Origin of the sequence: Lactobacillus apis, assembly GCF_002837055.1 — a bacterium.
GTDB classification, from domain to species: domain Bacteria; phylum Bacillota; class Bacilli; order Lactobacillales; family Lactobacillaceae; genus Lactobacillus; species Lactobacillus apis.
The window spans coordinates 590,850-605,783 of the sequence record NZ_PDKP01000001.1; the positions used below are offsets into that span (position 1 = coordinate 590,850).

Sequence of the window (14,934 nt, forward strand, 5' to 3'; positions counted from 1 at the left end):
ATTCTTTATTTAATAAAGTAGCGATATATATCGTTACCAGTAACTGCTATGATTAAAAGTAAGAGCAGACCAAATCCAACCAATTCAACAATAGCTTCATGGTTTTCAGAAATAGGCTTCCCACGGAAAATTTCAATAATATTAAGTAAGAACTTACCGCCATCAAGTCCAGGAATCGGTACTAAGTTCACAATGCCCAAGTTAATTGAAATCATTGCTAAAAATGCCAAAAGGTATGAAAAGCCCATTTGCGAAACTTGTGCTGTCTGAGAGTAAATTCCAACAGGACCAGACAATTTGTTCAGACTAAAGTTTCTAATTAAACCACCTAAAGCATTAAAAATCATTCCTGTAGTTGACACTGCTGTATTCCATCCACGCTTAGCTTTTGAAATAGCTCGATCATCACTTTGAGCTTTAATTCCTATTTGGTAAACAGTTTGACCACTGACTTTTACAACCTTTGGCTTTACCGTAGCTGTAGTAGTCTGATTGTTTTTTTCCAGAACTATCTTTAAGTTCTGGCCTTTACTTTGAGCAATTATACTAGAGACATCCTCAAATGAACTCGTCTTGTGACCATTAATCGAAACAAACTTTGATCCCTTTTCAATCTTAGCTATATCAGCTGGTGAATTAGGTGACACTGATTGAATTGTTGTAGTTGCAGGGCCTGGAATTGTAAACGTCCAAATCATGAAAACCACAAAGCCAAGCAAGATGTTCATTAAAGGTCCAGCAATATTAGTAGCAAGTTTTTGCCAAACATTTGCTTCTTGAAATTGTGTATCACGAGGTGCGATTATTAGCTCAGTTTTTGATTGGTCAATGACAGTTGCATCATGGTCAACCGAATAGCTAACTGGTTTTTCCTCGTCACCATTTTCATAGCCTTCGATTACCAGTTTATCTACCAAATCAGCCTTTATTACTTGAACTGGAATTCCTTCCACCGGAATATCTGATTCTGAGGCATCAATTTTGACCACTTTATTCTGATCATTTAGTTGAAGAACTACATTCATTCCAGGTGAAAGCTCAGTTTCATCATCCTTACTTGCTAAACGAACGTACCCACCTAAAGGTAGCCAGCGAATAGTATAAGTGGTTGGATTCCGTCTTACTTGAAATAGCTTAGGACCCATTCCAATAGAAAATTCACGAACTAAAATACCGCACTTTTTTGCAACAATAAAGTGCCCGAATTCGTGAATAAACACTAACAAGCCAAAAACTACTAAGAAAATCAGTATACCTTTCATGGAATACTCCTAATGTATAATTCCTAGTAATGCCGCGAATACCGGCAAAACAAATAGCATACTATCAAATCGGTCTAAAATTCCACCGTGACCCGGTAAAATTTTACCTGAGTCCTTAACACCATAATAGCGTTTATATGCGGATTCAACTAAGTCACCCATTTGGCCAACAATTGATAGAATCAAAGCAAAAACAACCATTTGCCATAGCGGATAATCGACATTGACGAAATATACATAGATAGCGGCACAAATGACAGCACAAATAGTTCCGCCAATTGATCCTTCCCATGTTTTATTAGGACTAATCACTGGCCATAATTTATGTTTACCTATTTTACGTCCAATCATATAAGCACCTGTGTCAGTCAACCAAACGACAACAAAAACATAGCAAAGTAAAGCTAAGCCGTTTGAACTATTTCTGATGCCTGCCATGTAGTGAAAACCGGTGCCGATATACAGTGAACCAAGTGTGTACACTGAAACATCATCAAAAGTTGTCTTATTCTTTGATAAAACTGTCCAAGTTAGCATTAACATAATTAGAGCAAAGTAAATACCGTATTTAGTCCAGTGGAACGGCATGCTCTTGATAAAACTATCGGGAACTGCCCAAGTGATTGTTGCCAATAAAGCTAGCAAAAAGTTAACAGAAACTAAAATCTGCTTTTTCATTAAAAAGATTTCACTTATTCCAACTGCAGCAAAAGCGACTGTCAGCCAATCCATCCACAAACCGCCCGCAATGACGATTGGAATAAATAAAATCAAAGCAATAACTGCTGTAATTACACGTTGTTTCATATAATAACTACCTAACTATCCGTTTCATCTAATTTGCCAAAGCGGCGATGACGATTTTGAAAATCACTAACAAATTCTTGCAAGTCCTCTTTTGTGAAATCAGGCCAATTTTTAGGGCTAAATGCAAGTTCAGAGTAGGCCAATTGCCAGAGCATAAAATTAGAGATGCGTTGTTCTCCAGAGGTTCTAATTAACAAATCAGGATCCCTAAATTCTTTGAAACTTGCGGTCATTAGTCGATTCGAAATTAGTTCTTCAGTGATTTGATCACTGGTAAGCTGCCCAGTCTCAATTAACGTACCAATTTCTTTAACCGCTGTGGTTATTTCCCTTCTTGAGCCATAATTAAAAGCAAAATTTAATATTAAACCAGTATTTTGCGCAGTTTCTGCCATTGCACGTTGAACTACATCATATGTTTTATGAGGTAATTCATCCAAATAGCCCATAATATTAACTTTTACATTGTTTTCCATTAACGTCGGCATGAAGTGGTCAAAAAAGCGTACAGGCAAGTTCATTAAATACGCAACTTCTTCTTTTGGTCTTGCCCAGTTTTCAGTTGAAAAAGCATATAGAGACAAGACTTTTATTCCAAGTTGATCAGCTGCTAGAGTGATTCTCTCAACATTGTTCATCCCTTCGTAATGACCAGCCACACGTGGCTTACCTTGCTTTGTAGCCCAACGACCATTACCGTCCATAATAATTGCAAGATGATTTAATTGATTTCTTTTTTCTGCCATTTTTAGCCTTGAGTAATTTCCTTACGCTTTTTATCAGCTAATTCATCAATCTTCTTAGTTGCTTGATCCGTTACCTTTTGAACTTCTTTTTCAAGGTTACGTTGCTCGTCCTCAGTTATTTCATCATCTTTTTGTTGCTTCTTAAGTGAGTTCATTGCATCACGTCTTACGTTTCTAACAGCAATTTTTCCTTCTTCGGCAATTTTATTTACTTCTTTGGCAATTTCTTGACGTCTTTCACCAGTCAATTGAGGAATAACTAGTCTAATAACTTTACCGTCATTTGCTGGTGTTAAGCCGAGATTTGAGGCAAGAAGAGCATGCTCAATATCATCGACACTGTTTTGGTCATATGGTGTAATCAAGAGAACACGAGGTTCTGGAATAGTCACACTCGACATTTGAGTCAATGGGGTTGGCGCACCATAGTATTCAACTTGAACGCCATCAAGCAAGGCTGCATTGGCAACACCGGCACGAATAGAGCCGAGATTCTTTTCAAAAACGCTGATAGACTTTTCCATATTATCTTGCGCTTTTTTAATCGTTTCGTTATTCATTATTTTCCACCTTCAATTACAGTTCCTATATGTTCACCCATAACGACTTTTCTAATATTTCCTTCTGTATTGACGTTAAATACAATTAACGGAATATTTGTATCCATTGAAAGTGAACTAGCAGTTCTGTCCATAACTTTCAAATCTTTGGAGATTACATCAAGTTGAGTTAACTCATTGTACTTTTTAGCGTTTGGATCAATTTTTGGATCAGCGGAGTATACTCCGTCAACACCATTTTTAGCCATTAAAATGACATCTGCATTAATCTCAGCTGCACGTAAAGCTGCAGTGGTATCAGTCGAAAAGTATGGGTTACCGGTTCCACCACCCATGATTATTACTCTGCCTTTTTCAAGGTGACGAATTGCCTTTCTTCTAATGTAAGGCTCAGCAATTTGTCTCATTTCGATTGATGTCTGTAATCTTGTTGGCACACCTACATGCTCTAGACCATCCTGAAGAGCTAAACCATTCATGATAGTTGCTAGCATACCCATATAGTCTGCTTGTGAACGTTCCATTCCCAGTTTTTCACCAGTTTCACCACGCCACATGTTACCGCCACCGCAAACGATTCCAATTTCAACGCCTAGGTCGTGAACTGATTTAATTTCTTCGGCTAAATGGCTGATAACTGTAGGATCAATTCCAGTACCTTGACTACCAGCCAATGCTTCACCAGAAATCTTTAAAACAATTCGCTTATATTTAACTTGAGTCATGACAACCTCCTCTATTAACTTTAGTTATTCTACCATATAAAAATGGCAAATGTAGGACTACAAAACAAAAGAGCAGAATTTTATTAAGAAATTTATTTTCTCTTTAAAAGCTTTTTTAATAGAAAAAAAACACACTGATTATTTAGTATTTTCTATTGAAAATAAAAAGCTCTGTAGTATTAAACAGAGCTTTTTAATCTATTATTATTTCAAATATTTTTGTGCATGTTGCGCTGCATTTCTTCCAGAATAAAATGCATATCCGGCACAAGTTCCTGGCATATTTGGACCATATGTATCTCCAGTTAAACCACTTGCATCATTACCTGTTGCATATACACCTTTAATTGGTTGACCTTTTTCATCTTCAATCTCATTATCAGGGGTTATTCTTAGACCACCCATCGTGCAATATGCACCAACTGTTAACTTAAAGCCATAAAATGGACCGTCTTCAACAGTTCTTAAATATTTTGGATCCTTGCCAAATGACTTGTCCTCACCAGATTTTACATCTTCATTGAATTTTTCAATATTTTGAACAAACTTATCTCTTGGCAAGTTCATTTTTTCTGCTAATTCTTCTAGCGTATCTGCCTTAAAGATGAATGGTTTGTTTTCACTAATTGCTTGATCAATTTCTTCTTGTAACTTATCCATCTTGTGTCCACGTTCAATGTAAACACCTAGTCCCATAAAGTTACCCTTTTCAGCCATTTCATCAATGATCTTTTTATCTAAAATGCTGTAAACCTTATTTTGACTGTACAGAGCGTTGCCAGCATATGAAAAGTTATAAACGACTGATTCATCAACAAATCTCTCACCATTTTCATTTACCCATAAAAGAGGTTGTTGTCCTGCAGCCACATTCATCTGACTCCGCATCATCTTGAACGATGGTTGGCCTGGATCTTTCAGATAGCCACCAAATAGCATTGCTGTACCCATGCCATATTTTTGACCACCAACATGCCATCCTAGTCTCAAACCATCACCAGTGCCTTTGCCACATGAAACTGTAATCAATCTGGATAAATCATAATTGGTTTCTTTTGCCATCATTTCGTCATTGTTTAAATAGCCTCCTGTTGCCAGGATCACTACTTTGGCTGTAATTGTTTCAATGTCACCATTAGCTTCATTTTTGAGTGTTACCTTTTTATTGCCATCATAATCAATTTCTAGGTTAATTGCTGATGTAGAAGTTAAAAGTTCTCCACCCAATTTTTTGAAACGAGGCTCCAAACCATTGTGCATTGCGCCATCGCCGTATCCTTTATAAATATGCCACGTTGCTTCACCAGCACCCATTGCTTGAACGCCTTCATATTCAACGCCTTCATCATGTAACCACTTAATATTCTCGGCACTAGTATCCAAGTAATTACGCCAAATCCTCGAATCAGCTTTATAGCTAGAATACTCAACTTCTTCTTTTAAAACATCCAAAGTTGAAACATTAATTCCTTTTTCTTTTTGTAAATATGAACCGACTGCAAAAAGACCCTCGCTATAATTTGCAGAACCACCAGTGTGACGCCCCTTTTCAAGCATCAAAACACTGTTACCGTTCTCGACAGCAGTTAATGCAGCAGCTTGACCAGCAGCACCCGAACCTACAACTACAACATCATAATTTTCTTTCTTTGAAATTTTCATAACCGTGTACCTCTTTAAAACTATTTATGCTTTAATAGTAAGTGCTTACAAATAAAAAATATAGACACTTTATTTTTCAACACTAGAAGTAAAAGGTTCGGATAAAGATGAATTTCACTCAATTAAATACTTTCATTACGGTAGTCGAAACAGGGAGTTTTCAAAAAGCTGCTGCAACACAATACATTAGTCAACGCGCAGTTTCACAGTCAATTGGCAAGCTTGAAAACGAACTAGGCTTTAAATTATTCGAGCGAGGCAAAAACAAGATTTCAATTACCTCTCAAGGACAGGAATTTTTCTTAAAAACCAAGGAAATATTACATAGTTTTTCTGTAGAAATCAATTCTCTGCGGCATGAAGCTGCCACCACCTATCAAGAACTAAAAGTTGGCTACTTTTCTCCTTTTGAAGGGGCATTGTTGCTACAAAAAATCTTTGATGCAAATCAAAAACAGCCTGAATTAAAAATCAAGATAACCGAGGAGAGTATTGAACACTTAATATCAGACGTTTCTCTCGGCATATTAGATTTAGCTTTTATCTTAGATTATGGAGAACAAGAATTTTTGACTAAGAACCTAACTAACAAGAGTATTTTTCAAAGCAAAATGGTGATTGGTGTCAGTAAACTCGATCCTTTAAGTAGCGGTTCTGTTTTTCCATTAACTGCTCTTAAAGAAAAACCCATTTTATATTATGGGCCTGAGAAAACCAATTATTTAAAGCATGCTTTTCTTGCTACCTTACCTGACGCATATCAAAATTTACCGGTCGCTAGAATTTCAACTATTGAACAAATGCAAATTCTTGTTTCTTCTAATCAGGCCAATGCATATTATCCAGATGGCTTACTTCAGCCTTCAAACTCTCCGAGTGAGAAAATTGAATATTTACCATTAGAGGGCAACAGCAGTGCCCAAAATTACCATGTCCAAGCTATTTATCAAAAGAAAACTGAAAAGAAAAAATTAATCCAGCAGTTTTTAAGCTAATCAAAAACCTCACTTTAGCTTAAAGCGAGGTTTATTATTAATAATCAGTTTCGTTATCTACAGTTAATAACAAATTATATAAGGCTCCATATAAATTAGAGTCATTTCTAAACTTGGCTGCAACTATTTCTGGTTTAACTAATGTTTGGCCAATGATTGAATTCATTTTGCCAACTAACTTATCATAAGCCTGATTGATGCCAGAAAGTAGAATTGGTTGAGCACTAATGCCGCCACCGATTGCCACTTTATTTATATCAACTACTGTATTCATATTTAAAATTAAAGCTGCAATGTTTAAACAATAATCATTGAAAATCTTAATTGCGTCTTCATTGCCGCTTTTAATTTCTTCAAAAGCATGAATTCCATCATTGATTTCAGAATAACCTGTTTTTTGATTTACATGCTTAACGAAGTTGACAGCAGAGCATAGATTACCGACGCTACCTTGCATTTTTTCCGGGTGGGTCAAATCAACAATCATAAAGCTCATTTCACCAGCTTGATAATGGGAGCCTTGTAAAAGATGACCATTAACTATGATGCCACCGCCAACACCCGTGCCTAATGTTAGTGCTGCGCAGTTAGTTTCTCCTTTTAAACTTCCTAGCCAGTTTTCTGCCAGAATGCTTGCTTTACCATCGTTAAGAACAGTTACAGGGTAATCCTTATCTTGATAGATTTCTCCAAAGTCAATGCCATCAAGATAAGGAATTGCACCTCCAAAACGTATTTTTGTTCCTTCGATTTTTCCAGGAGCACAAATTGCCAAGCCTTTGATTCTATCTGTATATTTTTTTACAATTTTATCTACTGCAACTAAAAAGTCAGCTTTATTGTCAGGAGTACTTACTTTGCCCTTTTCAATAATATTACCAGCTTGGTCTATTTGTGCGTATTTAATTTCTGTTCCGCCAATATCAATACTTAAATAATTTTTCATCTTCATCCTTCACCAATAGATAAATTAAAAGTTACAGCCATAAGAGCCACATAAAAGATTATAAACTAAAACTCAGTCTTTGATTGCATTACTTTTAGACAATCAAGAATTCTACTGTATCATAAATTTTCAAAAACTGCCTTTAAAAATTATATCTCACATTAAAAACTATTTTTATGCCTAATATCAAAAAGACCTCTTATCCAATTAAATAAGAGGTCTTCTAAAAAAATTTAAATCCTTAAACCTAATACACTATTCAGGCAAATAACGATTTTTCAGTAAAAAGTGACGTAACAGCTGATTAAATCGTCGAGGAACCTCAGCCATAATATCATGTCCGCAATCATCCAAAACGGCATATTCAATTCGCGAATTATGTTTAGCCATCCATTCAGCAAATTGATAGTTATAATATGGACTTTTCTTAGCAGCAAAAACAACTATTTTTTGCGTAGTGGTTGTAATTATATTTCGCCAATCTTGCTTAATGTGTTCTTGTAATAAATCCATATTACTTTGACGATCAAAGGGATACTTAGTTTTAACTAGGTTGAGTTCATTAAAAACTTCAGTATCAAGGCCATGAAGAGTTTCGTGAACCTCTGGAATAATCTTAGATTGATCTTTGTAGTTTTCCAAAGTATAATTCATGAAGCCAAATTGCCAGTCCTTAGTATTTAGCATATATGGGGTTTGATCAACGATACAAGCTAAATCAACTAAACTAGGTTTTGTCTTAATTAAATCATATAGAACACTACCACCCATTGAATGAGCAATAAATGCGGCATGACGAATATTTAGAAATTTCGCTAAACCAATCAGATCATCAGTCAATCTTTGGAGAGTATGACCATTTAATGTTTTTTCACTTTCACCCATGTTACGGTGATCATACGTTATTACTTGATATCCCATATTTAACAAATAAGATACTTGTTTTGTCCAGATTTCTTGATAACCACCAAAGCCAGTCACCAAGACAATTGGCCTACCGTTTCCGTATACATGATAATTAAGTTTAACCCGATCACTGGTTAGATAGTAACTCATCTATTCTTTCCTTACAAAATTCCACGGGTTCTCTACCAAAATAGGTCCGGTAGCTGTTTTGATTAGTACTTTTTTGTTGCGCCCTGCAGCATACTCTTCTAACGAAAAGCCTTTTTCTCCATGTACAACCTGAACATCCGCATGAACTCCGTATAAATTTATCTTTCTTAATAACTCTCTTGCTTGACTCACACTGATTTCTTTTGTTGCCGACAGAATAACATCCAAATCACTGATATGCTCTGAATTATTTTTTACTATCTTCATTCCAGTGGCCATTTCGTAAGCCACCGATCCACCGATTCCCCATTTAAATTCTTTTAACAAAGGAACCATTTTAATTAGAGCTTGAAATTGAGGTAAGTTTTGGCGAGCAGGAGTCAACTCTTTCCATAACTGTTTTTTTATAAAGTAGTATGGCGAGTAACAATTTACTACTTGCTCTTTTTTTAAAAAGCAGGCTAAACGCTCATTTCTTTGAGATCCTCTTATTCCAACTGGAATTAGATTATTATCTATTTCTCCTCTTCTGACAACAACAATTTTAGCTTTAGCTAAAGAATCCTTTGCCCATTCAGGTAAAGGATTCTCGCCTAGCACCAAATCACTAGTTTTGTTAAAAGTGAGCAAATCATGTGGCCAAACTTGTTTTATTGATTCCATTGTTCAAAAACTGTTTTACGCATCTTGTTAGTTGCTTTACGTCCACTTTCAACCGCAATTGGCGTTTCATATCTAAAGTGCAAATCAGTGGGTTGGTTCTCAGTACTTTCAATTGCTTCATCAATAACGGTTTTGATTTCTTCAACTGCGTTTTCATTAGCATCCCATGAGGAAACATCCTGAACCAATTTGTAAAGAGCACCTAATTTTTCATAGTTGTGAATATCATAGGCCATTGCAGGAACATGTTTTGTGGCTTCTTCTAATTCAGCAATCGTTCTTTGAGTAATTCGAGCAGCTGAAGCCTTAGACATTGCTTGAATTGTGATTGAGTCATCTGCTAAAGCTATAATTCGGTTTGATTGCAAACCATGAGCTAAAAAGCCTCCTGAAACGGCATCCCCAGGAATAAACGCAATAACTGGATGACCTGCTTGCCGTGCTTTAGCATATGCAGCAGCAGCGGATGCCAAACTGATATGAATACCAATTAGTTCCTCTTTGTAGCCATATGCTTGACTTGGTACGTCAACAACCAAAATAAGTGGCCGTTTTTCTTTCTTATCTTTGTCTTCATCAACTATCTTGTTAACAATTTCGGCTACTAGAAAACCTTCCTGCAAGCCAACTTCTCCCTTTCGAACTCGTGGAAAACGATTATTTTCATCTGGGACAATTGCAATATATTCTTTACCATCTTTTTCAGCATGTAAAACAGTAGGATAATTTGATTCTGCATTTTCAATTCCAGTTAATTTTTCAAACCAAAGTCGACCGCGTGACTTAGTTTTCGCTTGCTGACTAGCAGTAGCTTCATTAACGACATGTTTAGTTGCTTTATTCTTAGAATAAAGGTCACGGTATTGCTTGGTATTAAGCGGTTGAGCAAAATCAATCTCATCGAGTAAAGAGAGGTAAAAATCAGCTTGGTCTGTTCTATGAGCATCCTTATTCTGTTCAATTGCATTGTTAATTGCGTCCTTAATAGCTGAAACGTCATCGTCAACTACTTCATCAGCAATTCCTGTTTCAACACGTTGACGTGTTCCTAGAGTGTCCCAAATCAAGTTCTTATCGCTGGAATCGAATTCTCTTACCCCAGCTTCTTGCTCAATTACTTCTGGACCATTCAGAGCAATTCTAGCCTTAGGTGTTGTAATCAGATAAGAAAGAATTGCACTTGTAATTGACATTCCGCCAAAGCTTCCAACTCTTCCCGGCACAATACCGATAACGGGAACATATTCTTTTATGGCAATAACCGCGTTTTGAATTTCTGAAATTGAAAGCAGGCCATAGTTTGCCTCTTGCAACCTCACACCACCTGTATCAAGAACAATAACTGGGTATTCCTTAATTCCATTTTTATTGTCTTCAAGTGTTTTTTCCAAAGCAGCTACAATTTTAGCTCCCGAAACTTCACCAATTCCACCACCTTGGAAACTACCTTCAATTGAAATAATAACGGCAGTTTTTCCATCTAACTTACCTTTTACAACAATTACGCCATCATCACTTTCAGGTACAATGTTTTGCGGCTCTAAATGAGGTGAAATAAAATCAAATTCAGGTCCAACAATTTCGCGCCCAGTGTTCTCATCAAGTAAGCTAAAAGCACGTTGACGTCCATTTAATTCAACAAAACTATTTTTCATCATTTAATGCCTCCATTGCTTGTGTGAGCCGTAAGTTAACAACGCCTGGTGTTGCACCAAAGTCATGAATCACAAATTTTCCTTTTAAAGGATAACGAGTGAAAAAGCGATCTAAAACGTTTTTCCAAACTTCTTTAAAGCCATCACTACCAGTTACTATCTCGATTGTTGTTTCATCTGCGGGGTAAAGCAGGATTTCTAAATCTCCAGATGCTACTACACCAACATGAACAAACTTTTTAACAGCTTCTGAATTTTGATAAGTAAAATTAAGTTTTTCCATCTTAACTAACCTCCTTTATGACCATGATCTGAATTTAGCAGGTGGATTGTATAAACCATGTGACCACTCAACTAAATCATCCATCGTTTGTGCAGCTAGCAATGAACGCTTTGCATCCTGTCTACGAACCCCAAGATCTTCTGGTAGAGCAATAATTCCTTTATCACGCAGCTTTTTGACCTCTTCAGGATTAGAGCGAAGACCTACAGGTGTTACACCCGCAATCGCTTCAATGGCAGCCTTACGCTCTTCCATACTATCTGTCTTATAAAGGTATGCAATTCCTTCTTCAGTTACAATATGAGTTGTATCTTCGCTATAAATCATGATTGGTACATTGGCCAATTTTGCTTCTTTTCTTACTTCTTCAGCATCCAAATGATCAACAAAGACAGGTTTCTTATTAGAACCAAATGTTTCAACCATTTGGACAACTAATTTTTGTCCTTTAGCTAGAGGATCATCAGCTGGCTTCAAACTTTGCCATGCTGCAGTTGAGTGACGTCGACCAGTTGGGTTCGAACCCATATTAGGTGCGCCACCGAAACCTGATAAACGACCGTGCGTAACAGTAGAAGAATTGCCCCATTGATCAATTTGTAACGTTGACCCAACAAACATATCACAGGCATATTGACCAGCAACTTGACCTAAAGCACGATTAGAACGCATGGTGCCATCTTTACCGACAAAGAAAACGTCTGGACGAGCAGCAATATACTTCTCCATGCCGACTTCACCACCAAATGAGTGAATTGAGTCAACCCAGCCACTTTCAATTGCTGGAATCAAAGTTGGCGTTGGATTTAATTCCCAGTTACGGCAAATTTTTCCTTTAAGACCAAGTTGTTCGCCGTAGGTAGGTAATAGCAATTCAATCGCCGAAGTGTTGAAACCAACACCATGGTTTAGAGTTTGAACATTATGCTTTTCATATATTCCGCGAATTGCCATCATGCCCATTAAAATTTGCAATTCACTAATTGCTTGTGGGTCACGCGTAAACAATGGCTCTAATTGATATGGCTTATCAGCTGGAATCACAACATCAACCCAACCAGCTGGAATATCAACTCTTGGAACTTTATCTACAATTTCGTTAGCTTGAACAATGACGATACCATCATGAAATGCAGCAGCTTCAACAATTGTTGGTGTTTCCTCAGTATTAAAACCTGTATATAGGTTACCTTCACGATCAACTTTATCTGCTGCTACTAAGACAACATTTGGAATCAAATCTATGAACAGTCGGCCAAATAATTCGAGGTAAGTATGGATATCTCCAACCTGCATCGTTTTGTCTGCAATCATTTGGGAAACTCTAGTACTTTGTGGACCAGCATAAGAAAAGTCCATCTTAGTAGCAATCCCTAAATCAAAAATATCCAAGTGTTCAGGTCTCGAAATGCTGGACATAATCATATGCAAATCATGAACTTTATCTGCATCCACTTTTGCTAAGGCTTCAGATAAGAATGAGGCCTGTTTTTGGTTGTCTCCTTCCAAAACAACCTTATCACCTGGCTTAATCAGCGCTTCAAGAACTTTAACAACATCTTCTGTTTTTGCAAACTTGCCATCAAGAAGAGCACTTGCGCCATTTAAACGTGCAGCTTTTGCATCTCGATGCGTATGCCAATTTCTTTCAGTCATATTATTTTCCTTTCCATTTATTAAGTAAAAAGTCGGCATCATCTATTGTCATTTCACTTAATGTAATATTTGATACCTGATCAGTTTTAACCTTTAATAACTTTGTAAATGCGTTTCCTGGCGAGAATTCGATACTCACTTGCGGATTATACTCAAGTGCAACATTAATCATCGTTTCCCAAAAAACAGGATGAGTTAAATTATTAGCTAGGTCGTATTTAACATCTGCAACCTTTTTTACCGGATGACCGTTATTATTGGCCAAGTAAATACAGGCAGGGTTACTTAAATGTAACTTCCCTATCTCATAATCTAATTGTTCAGCAACATTTGCCATTAGCGGCGAATGTGACGGATTAGGTACATGCAATAATTTAGCTTTAGCTGCACCTTGCTTGCTGGCAAGCTCTAACACTTGTTTAATCGCATTCAACTCACCTGACAGAGTATTTTGCAACTCTGAATTTTGATTCGACAGATATACCGGATTTTCCTCGGTATGAACCTGTTTCACAAGCTCGGCAACTTCTTGTCGAGATAAACCAACTATTACTCCCATACCATATCCTTCGGGATAAGAGGATTGCATCAGCTTAGCCCTTAAGCTAACTAATTTGAAAACATCTTCTTTTGAAATTACTCCAGCAGCATATGCTGCTCCAAACACTCCTAGGGAATGTCCAGCCACTAAATCTGGTTGCCAACCCATTTTTTTAAGTTGATCAACTTCATTAATTTGCAAAAGTAAAATACTTAATTGAATCTGTTGCGAATCAGAATAACCTTCACTAGTATCTAAAAGTTTTACTCCCGTCCAATTTTCTACATTCTGTTTCAAATTGGGGTCAACATTAGTTAACATTCCAGCTTTCTGACTTCCTTGCCCAGGAAACAACCATAAGCTTTTCACGTTATCACCTCTTTGGATCTCACAAATTTAGTTTAAACCCAATAGATAACCATTTATAATAGATAATAGGAATAATAGTTAACCAAAAAGTTATTAATTGGAGCAAAATAATGAATTTAACTGGTTTAAAATATTTTGTCAGTGTAGCTAGTTTGGGCTCTGTAACGGAAGCAGCCCGGGCAGCATTTGTCAGTGAATCCGCAATTAGTAAAACCATTAGACAGCTTGAAGAAGAAATTGGTGTAAAACTGTTTGATCGTCAAGGAAGAACAATTAAGCTGAATCAGCAGGGAAAGATCTTTTATTCATACGTTTCCGATAGTCTTAGCCTGCTGAGCCGTGGCATCAACGCAGTGAAAACTAATTCAGCAGAAGAAAATGGACAAATCAACGTTCTTTTTACTGTTGGCTCACCTTTAATTCCGATCATTGCACTAAAAATGCAAAAATTACTTCCAAATGTCAGCCTAAATATTCACCAGCGTACAACCTTTGCTAAAGACTTAAAGCAATTTGACTTTGTTATTTCTTCACATAAGATTAAAAAATTTACGGCAATTCCTTTATTAAGAGAAGAAATCTTAATTGGCTGGAAAAAAAGTTTCATGCATAAGAAAAAGTTTTTTCAAGCTTCAGAATTGAAAAATTTTACTTTTGTCGGTGAAAATGATGAAACCGAGTTACAACAAACTGTTAACCAGTTTTTAGTAAGTAATGACATCAAATTAAATTTCAAATACCAATCAGATGAACCGGCCACAGTTCGAGAAATGATTGTAGCAGGACTAGGCATGGGTTTTATTCCTAAAATCACATGGGGAAATTACTTTACTAATTCAAACTCTATCGATATTGCAAGAATCCTTCCCAATTCACCACACCGAACAATCTATTTAAATACCCCACACCAGACGTTAAATGATACTCAACGCTTATTTAGTAATGAAATTGCTAGTGTTTTAGTTGAAGCTCAATCGAATTAAAAGAAAAAATATAACTTGCCTTTTT

The 14,934-nt window shown here is 36.6% G+C and carries 15 protein-coding genes; 2 read left to right on the forward strand and 13 right to left on the reverse strand.

Going from position 1 to position 14,934, the window contains the following annotated elements; translation table 11 throughout:
- Positions 1-5: 5 nt before the first annotated feature.
- The 6 genes from rseP to CRG87_RS02885 form a co-directional block, all read right to left on the reverse strand.
- Positions 6-1,262 (reverse strand): RIP metalloprotease RseP, encoded by a 1,257-nt coding sequence (gene rseP, locus CRG87_RS02860; RefSeq protein WP_074425224.1) that lies wholly within the window; start codon positions 1,260-1,262, stop codon positions 6-8.
- A gap of 9 nt (positions 1,263-1,271) precedes the next feature.
- The gene (locus CRG87_RS02865) at positions 1,272-2,069 is read right to left on the reverse strand and encodes a phosphatidate cytidylyltransferase (RefSeq protein ID WP_074425223.1); all 798 of its coding nucleotides are present in this window, start codon (positions 2,067-2,069) and stop codon (positions 1,272-1,274) included.
- A gap of 11 nt (positions 2,070-2,080) precedes the next feature.
- Positions 2,081-2,815: an isoprenyl transferase gene (locus CRG87_RS02870; RefSeq protein ID WP_074425222.1), complete on the reverse strand. Its 735-nt coding sequence runs from the start codon at positions 2,813-2,815 to the stop codon at positions 2,081-2,083.
- A 2-nt stretch (positions 2,816-2,817) separates the two neighbouring features.
- Positions 2,818-3,375 carry a ribosome recycling factor gene (frr, locus tag CRG87_RS02875; RefSeq protein ID WP_046307059.1) on the reverse strand — a complete coding sequence of 186 codons (558 nt, stop codon included), beginning with the start codon at positions 3,373-3,375 and terminating at the stop codon, positions 2,818-2,820.
- Positions 3,375-4,100: a UMP kinase gene (pyrH, locus tag CRG87_RS02880; protein ID WP_074425221.1), complete on the reverse strand. Its 726-nt coding sequence runs from the start codon at positions 4,098-4,100 to the stop codon at positions 3,375-3,377. Before pyrH ends, frr begins: the two co-directional genes overlap by 1 nt.
- 204 nt (positions 4,101-4,304) lie before the next feature.
- Positions 4,305-5,762, reverse strand: coding sequence for an FAD-dependent oxidoreductase (locus CRG87_RS02885; protein WP_074425220.1), 1,458 nt, complete (start codon positions 5,760-5,762; stop codon positions 4,305-4,307).
- Positions 5,763-5,869: 107 nt separating this feature from the next.
- On the opposite strand from CRG87_RS02885, the gene CRG87_RS02890 reads away from it, so the two are divergent.
- Positions 5,870-6,757, forward strand: a complete 888-nt coding sequence (locus tag CRG87_RS02890; RefSeq protein WP_074425218.1) for a LysR family transcriptional regulator — start codon at positions 5,870-5,872, stop codon at positions 6,755-6,757.
- Between the two features lie 37 nt (positions 6,758-6,794).
- Here the strand turns inward: CRG87_RS02890 and CRG87_RS02895 are convergent, their stop codons facing one another.
- The 7 genes from CRG87_RS02895 to CRG87_RS02925 form a co-directional block, all read right to left on the reverse strand.
- Complete coding sequence (locus CRG87_RS02895) at positions 6,795-7,709, reverse strand: ROK family protein (RefSeq protein ID WP_179853795.1); 915 nt, start codon at positions 7,707-7,709, stop codon at positions 6,795-6,797.
- Between the two features lie 249 nt (positions 7,710-7,958).
- The gene (locus tag CRG87_RS02900) at positions 7,959-8,759 is read right to left on the reverse strand and encodes an alpha/beta fold hydrolase (protein WP_074425216.1); all 801 of its coding nucleotides are present in this window, start codon (positions 8,757-8,759) and stop codon (positions 7,959-7,961) included.
- A complete protein-coding gene (locus tag CRG87_RS02905; protein ID WP_074425215.1) occupies positions 8,760-9,422 on the reverse strand; it encodes a malonate decarboxylase holo-ACP synthase in 663 nt (220 codons plus the stop codon). It lies immediately after the preceding gene.
- Positions 9,410-11,077 (reverse strand): biotin-independent malonate decarboxylase subunit beta, encoded by a 1,668-nt coding sequence (gene mdcD / locus CRG87_RS02910; RefSeq protein WP_074425714.1) that lies wholly within the window; start codon positions 11,075-11,077, stop codon positions 9,410-9,412. Before mdcD ends, CRG87_RS02905 begins: the two co-directional genes overlap by 13 nt.
- Complete coding sequence (mdcC, locus tag CRG87_RS02915; protein ID WP_074425213.1) at positions 11,067-11,360, reverse strand: malonate decarboxylase acyl carrier protein; 294 nt, start codon at positions 11,358-11,360, stop codon at positions 11,067-11,069. Before mdcC ends, mdcD begins: the two co-directional genes overlap by 11 nt.
- A gap of 15 nt (positions 11,361-11,375) precedes the next feature.
- Positions 11,376-13,016, reverse strand: a complete 1,641-nt coding sequence (mdcA, locus tag CRG87_RS02920; protein ID WP_074425211.1) for a malonate decarboxylase subunit alpha — start codon at positions 13,014-13,016, stop codon at positions 11,376-11,378.
- Between the two features lies 1 nt (position 13,017).
- Positions 13,018-13,926: an ACP S-malonyltransferase gene (locus tag CRG87_RS02925; RefSeq protein ID WP_074425210.1), complete on the reverse strand. Its 909-nt coding sequence runs from the start codon at positions 13,924-13,926 to the stop codon at positions 13,018-13,020.
- A 110-nt stretch (positions 13,927-14,036) separates the two neighbouring features.
- On the opposite strand from CRG87_RS02925, the gene CRG87_RS02930 reads away from it, so the two are divergent.
- Positions 14,037-14,909, forward strand: a complete 873-nt coding sequence (locus CRG87_RS02930; RefSeq protein WP_074425208.1) for a LysR family transcriptional regulator — start codon at positions 14,037-14,039, stop codon at positions 14,907-14,909.
- Positions 14,910-14,934: the final 25 nt, after the last annotated feature.

Excerpts from the sequence above, each read along its gene's own strand:
- mdcA (WP_074425211.1), bottom strand. The coding sequence starts at position 13,016 with ATGACTGAAAGAAATTGGCATACGCATCGAGATGCAAAAGCTGCACGT.
- mdcD (WP_074425714.1), bottom strand. The coding sequence starts at position 11,077 with ATGAAAAATAGTTTTGTTGAATTAAATGGACGTCAACGTGCTTTTAGC.
- CRG87_RS02885 (WP_074425220.1), bottom strand. The coding sequence starts at position 5,762 with ATGAAAATTTCAAAGAAAGAAAATTATGATGTTGTAGTTGTAGGTTCG.
- CRG87_RS02870 (WP_074425222.1), bottom strand. The coding sequence starts at position 2,815 with ATGGCAGAAAAAAGAAATCAATTAAATCATCTTGCAATTATTATGGAC.
- mdcC (WP_074425213.1), bottom strand. The coding sequence starts at position 11,360 with ATGGAAAAACTTAATTTTACTTATCAAAATTCAGAAGCTGTTAAAAAG.
- CRG87_RS02930 (WP_074425208.1), top strand. The coding sequence starts at position 14,037 with ATGAATTTAACTGGTTTAAAATATTTTGTCAGTGTAGCTAGTTTGGGC.
- pyrH (WP_074425221.1), bottom strand. The coding sequence starts at position 4,100 with ATGACTCAAGTTAAATATAAGCGAATTGTTTTAAAGATTTCTGGTGAA.
- CRG87_RS02905 (WP_074425215.1), bottom strand. The coding sequence starts at position 9,422 with ATGGAATCAATAAAACAAGTTTGGCCACATGATTTGCTCACTTTTAAC.
- frr (WP_046307059.1), bottom strand. The coding sequence starts at position 3,375 with ATGAATAACGAAACGATTAAAAAAGCGCAAGATAATATGGAAAAGTCT.
- CRG87_RS02900 (WP_074425216.1), bottom strand. The coding sequence starts at position 8,759 with ATGAGTTACTATCTAACCAGTGATCGGGTTAAACTTAATTATCATGTA.
- rseP (WP_074425224.1), bottom strand. The coding sequence starts at position 1,262 with ATGAAAGGTATACTGATTTTCTTAGTAGTTTTTGGCTTGTTAGTGTTT.
- CRG87_RS02865 (WP_074425223.1), bottom strand. The coding sequence starts at position 2,069 with ATGAAACAACGTGTAATTACAGCAGTTATTGCTTTGATTTTATTTATT.
- CRG87_RS02895 (WP_179853795.1), bottom strand. The coding sequence starts at position 7,709 with ATGAAGATGAAAAATTATTTAAGTATTGATATTGGCGGAACAGAAATT.
- CRG87_RS02890 (WP_074425218.1), top strand. The coding sequence starts at position 5,870 with ATGAATTTCACTCAATTAAATACTTTCATTACGGTAGTCGAAACAGGG.